We start from the raw sequence: 3649 nt of genomic DNA, 5'->3' as shown, positions 1-3649 counted from the left end.
AGCTCAGTTAAAAACCTTTGCTAAACGCTTAGTCATAGCAAAAGCACTTGCTGAGCATGTAGACCATGAAGAGGTCACATACTCGCTTTTAAACGACCAATATAACCCGTTTGAACAGCCTATAAATGATGGTGCCACTAAACAAAACTCAGGGAGACAGCGCATGTGGCAATCAATGCGAATCCTCAACGAATTTGACGCGGGCCAAGTAGCCAGTACATCCGATGTGTCGTTAGCCTCGGCCCGATCATATATCTCAATTTTAAAAAAAGCAGGATATGTATTTATTGCTAAATCAGCTCCGCGTACAGGCTCAATAATAGAGCGTGCGGGTGAAGCAACAATTTATCGACTGCTTAAAAATACCGGCCCAATGCGCCCAATACCAAAGGCCTCAGGCATATACGACACCAACCTAAACAAGCTCGTAAAGTTCAAAGAAGTAAAGCGCAAAGCCAATGTAATAGCACCCGTAACATTAGGAGAGGCGCATGATTACCAATAACTGGTTACACGTCTTAAAAGACGAAGTTGAAAGGCAAGGAATGCGCCTAGTAGCAGAAAAACTTGGCGTGAGCAAAGCAACTGTAAGCCAGGTACTAAACAATAAATACAAAGCCTCTACACACGTAATACAGCAGCGTGTAGAGGGTGTTTATATGGCATTTACAGTTGATTGCCCAATCCTTGGCGATATAGCAGTAAATCAGTGTCTTGAGCACCAAAACAGAAAGTTCGCAGCAACCAATCATATACGCGTCGCTCTTTATAAAGCATGCCGCAATGGTTGCTCCAACTCAAAACTATGCGGGAGTAAATAACCATGCAACTACGTAACACACTAATCGAACTACAAAAAAGAGGGCTGCAAGTAATCAGCTCGCACAAAGGCTTTAGCTGTCATGTAATCGAGGTAGCAGGCCAAGCCCCAGCACATTTACCAGTAATAACGGAAACTAAAAACGGGCAAACCCGCCAAGTTCGCCCAGCCAAGTTACACGGTCAAATCATCATGTTTATAGAAGGATAAACCCCCATGCCACAAGAGTTTTTAACAAACCACAAAGGCCATCAAGTACCGGTTAAGGCTATTCGTCCAGCCGATATAATTCGCCATGAATTTGTACAAACAGCAATAGCTAAAGCCAAACAGCAAAGCAAAGCCCTGGCTGAATTTAAAGCACAACAGTTTAGCGAGTTCGACGCGTTCCTTGGCTTACTAGCTCAAGAGTACGCAGTAGAAATGGGCGGTAAAAAAGGAAACGTCACACTACGCAGTTTTGATCACCAACAAAAAGTAACGCTACAAGTACAAGAAAGCATAGAGCTTGGCCCCGAGCTACTAGTAGCCAAAGAACTAATAGACGAATGCTTAAACGAATGGAGCGAAGGCGCGAACGAAAATCTTAAACTTATTATTGAGCAAACCTTTGCCACCGATAAAAAAGGCAAAGTAAGTGTGCAAAAAGTGCTTGGTTTACGTCGTCTTAAAATTACTGACGATACAGGTAAATGGCAGCGTGCCATGGACATTATAGCCGATGCAATTCAAGTCATAGACTCCACTCGCTTTATTCGTTTTTACGAAACCATAGGTGAACAAGAACACGCAATCTCACTTGATATAGCCAAGTTGTAAGGAGCAATTCATGGAAGGCATAACAATTCAAGTAAGTGAACACAGCGAGCTACAAAATATCGTTAACCAGGTAGCGCAAAGTAAAGAGCCAGTAAATCTTAACTTTGTATTTCAAAACATCACCTTTGTAGTGCAAAGCCAACTGGTAAGCGTAAATCCAGTAACACCAACAGGCACAACCACAAAGCCTAATTAAGTAACCAAAAAGCGCGCACGGATGCGGCTTTTTATCAAAGTGCTTTATCTAAAACTAAAAGCACTTTGATAAAAACAAAGCAACAAAAGGAGGTCACATGGCCCTATTAATACAACCCACATTAGAACTAAGGCAGCTTGTTGCACTCGTTAAATTTTTAGAGTGCTCACACAAGCTAGCAGTAGACACCAGCGTATTTACAGACCAAGAAGCTAACGACATAGGTCAAAGCTATTTAAGCCTACGTGCGCAGCTAGAAGAGTTTAAAAATGACTAAAGCAAAGTTAATTCAGCTAATTCACATCGCTAAAGGGCAGCTAGGGCTAGACGGCGACACCTACCGCGCCGCACTACTTGGCGCAGCGGGCAAAACATCATGCAGCAAAATGAGCTTGCCAGAGCTAAACAAAGTGTTAGAACACTTTAAAAAAGCAGGGTTTAAAACAAAGGCTAAACGCCGTTTAAGCCCAAAGTCTGATCCAAAGCAATTTGGCGAAATAAACAAAATACGCGCAATTTGGATCACCATGCACAAACAAGGTTTTGTGCGTGATGGCTCAGAAACCGCATTAGATAGCTACATTAATCGCGTTCTAAATCGTAATAAACTAGGTAAAAATATAAGTTTTCATACTCATTTCTTAACCCAACAACAAGCACTTAAAGTGCTTGAATCACTTAAGCAGTGGCAAAAACGAGAATTACATAAAGAGCAACATAGAGGTGATAATGACTAACCAACAAGAACAACAATCAGAGCTATTTGGCGAAAGTGTAGAGCAGCTGCAAGACTGCCTAAGCAAGCTATCTACCGAGGATGCAGCCGAAGTACGTAAACGTTGGCCTAGCAACTTACAATCGCTTGCACTACTTATTGAGTCGCAGCTAACCAAAGCCAGCGTAAACAACCCACAAGGGGTAGGCGAAGCTATAACTTTGGCAATAGGTCATTACTTTGGTGGACGTGATGTTTACATACCCACCGACCAACGCCTAAAAGCAGCCCTGCGCGATATACAAATATGGCAAGAATATAAAGGCAACAACATCGAACAACTTGCCAATAAATTTAAACTAACAGAGCGCCGCATAGCTGAAATTATCCAGCACCAGCGCAGTGTAGAAACTGAGCGCCGTCAAAGGAGACTATTTTAATGAGCAACACCATGAGTAAAGCACCAATGAGCGAAGCGGTTAACGTAGCAGCCGAAGCCGTAGAGTGCGTAGATACGTTGATAGTCGATATGTTAGAAGGCAAACATCCAAACAACTACGTGCTACTGGGAACATTGCAAATGCAACATACAGACATACAAATACAGCTGCATGTTATGCAAGACGAAAACAAATTCATAGATGAAGTAGGCGAACCACTTATAGCTAAAACCCCCGCAGCCCTTGAAAGCGTAAAAGCAGGCGATTTAGAGTTTATGTTAATACATAAACCAACGAATTACTAAAGGGTATTACTGAATTACAGATTAAAATTAAGGAGTTACGTCAATAAACAGTAGTTAATCCTGATCAGTTGCGCGATTTACGTTTTAAGTTAAGTTAGAGGCTGAAATCGTTGAAGTACTTCCGTAACTGCTGAATTACTCAATAATTACGTAAATGTTTATTATGGAATTGGTAATGGATAACAAATTAAAAGAACATGCATTAAATGAGTTACACAACATTCAAGTCACTTTATCTTTATTTGCAGAGCTTGCAAGCCTCCCCAATAGTAATGATGTGTCAATAGGTTTGAGCGATATCGCAACGGTACTCGCAGATAATGCCCACCGAATGAAGCAAAACCTCAGTAACCT

At 41.7% G+C, this 3649-nt stretch carries 9 protein-coding genes; all 9 read left to right on the top strand.

Translation table 11 applies throughout. From position 1 onward, the window contains the following. The coding region (locus H5072_RS14440; protein ID WP_182693911.1) for a hypothetical protein at positions 1–505 on the top strand (505 nt) is incomplete at its 5' end. Beyond that, positions 492–821 carry a LacI family DNA-binding transcriptional regulator gene (locus H5072_RS14435; RefSeq protein ID WP_182693910.1) on the top strand — a complete coding sequence of 110 codons (330 nt, stop codon included), beginning with the start codon at positions 492–494 and terminating at the stop codon, positions 819–821. The genes H5072_RS14440 and H5072_RS14435, both read left to right, overlap by 14 nt. 2 nt (positions 822–823) lie before the next feature. After that, entirely contained in the window at positions 824–1030 is a 207-nt protein-coding gene (locus H5072_RS14430; protein ID WP_182693909.1) for a hypothetical protein, read from the top strand. Positions 1031–1036: 6 nt separating this feature from the next. Next, positions 1037–1639 (top strand): DUF3164 family protein, encoded by a 603-nt coding sequence (locus H5072_RS14425; RefSeq protein WP_182693908.1) that lies wholly within the window; start codon positions 1037–1039, stop codon positions 1637–1639. 10 nt (positions 1640–1649) lie between these two features. Beyond that, positions 1650–1835: a hypothetical protein gene (locus H5072_RS14420; RefSeq protein WP_182693907.1), complete on the top strand. Its 186-nt coding sequence runs from the start codon at positions 1650–1652 to the stop codon at positions 1833–1835. A 97-nt stretch (positions 1836–1932) separates the two neighbouring features. Then, positions 1933–2112 carry a hypothetical protein gene (locus tag H5072_RS14415; protein WP_182693906.1) on the top strand — a complete coding sequence of 60 codons (180 nt, stop codon included), beginning with the start codon at positions 1933–1935 and terminating at the stop codon, positions 2110–2112. Then, positions 2105–2572 (top strand): gp16 family protein, encoded by a 468-nt coding sequence (locus tag H5072_RS14410; protein WP_182693905.1) that lies wholly within the window; start codon positions 2105–2107, stop codon positions 2570–2572. Before H5072_RS14415 ends, H5072_RS14410 begins: the two co-directional genes overlap by 8 nt. Next, complete coding sequence (locus H5072_RS14405) at positions 2565–2990, top strand: Mor transcription activator family protein (RefSeq protein ID WP_182693904.1); 426 nt, start codon at positions 2565–2567, stop codon at positions 2988–2990. Before H5072_RS14410 ends, H5072_RS14405 begins: the two co-directional genes overlap by 8 nt. Then, positions 2990–3295: a hypothetical protein gene (locus H5072_RS14400; protein WP_259395959.1), complete on the top strand. Its 306-nt coding sequence runs from the start codon at positions 2990–2992 to the stop codon at positions 3293–3295. Before H5072_RS14405 ends, H5072_RS14400 begins: the two co-directional genes overlap by 1 nt. The last annotated feature ends 354 nt before the right edge of the window (positions 3296–3649 follow it).

It is taken from the genome of Pseudoalteromonas sp. SR45-5, assembly GCF_014163565.1.
Classification (GTDB): domain Bacteria; phylum Pseudomonadota; class Gammaproteobacteria; order Enterobacterales; family Alteromonadaceae; genus Pseudoalteromonas; species Pseudoalteromonas distincta.
This window is presented reverse-complemented; position numbering and strand designations above follow the sequence as displayed.